Here is a 406-nt window from a genome sequence, read left to right on the forward strand (position 1 = left end):
ATGGGCCCTCGGGGGCCCATCCACCGCGTTTGGGCGAGGAGAACCGCCCCCGGAGGGTGCTCGGGTGCCGGGGTATATACTCCGGGCCGCCTCCCGGCTGGAGATGGAGGTGTCGGGTGTATCCTCGCCCGACGCCGGCCCCCATCGTCCAGTGGCCTAGGACGCCGGCCTTTCAAGCCGGCAACACGGGTTCGAATCCCGTTGGGGGCACGCTGGGGGCGTGGTGAAGCCTGGAGTTCACGCCGGCCTGTCAAGCCGGAGATCGCGGGTTCAAATCCCGTCGTCCCCGCCAGTCCAATTCGGACGCGGTCAGGTAGCTCAGTTGGTAGAGCGCTGGTCTGAAAAACCAGAGGTCGCCAGTTCGATCCTGGCCCTGACCACAGAAGCGGGGGGGGGGGGGGGGGGG

General features: G+C 68.5%; 3 tRNA genes. All 3 read left to right on the top strand.

The window, feature by feature from the left end:
• The first annotated feature begins 137 nt into the window (after window positions 1–137).
• The 3 genes from WD184_02580 (at window position 138) to WD184_02590 (ending at window position 380) form a co-directional block, all read left to right on the top strand.
• Window positions 138–210, top strand: a tRNA-Glu gene (locus WD184_02580).
• Window positions 211–214: 4 nt separating this feature from the next.
• Window positions 215–292, top strand: a tRNA-Asp gene (locus WD184_02585).
• 15 nt (window positions 293–307) lie between these two features.
• A tRNA-Phe gene (locus WD184_02590) sits at window positions 308–380 on the top strand.
• The last annotated feature ends 26 nt before the right edge of the window (window positions 381–406 follow it).

This window comes from Acidimicrobiia bacterium, from assembly GCA_040878325.1.
GTDB lineage: Bacteria > Actinomycetota > Acidimicrobiia > Spongiisociales > UBA11373 > JAUYIV01.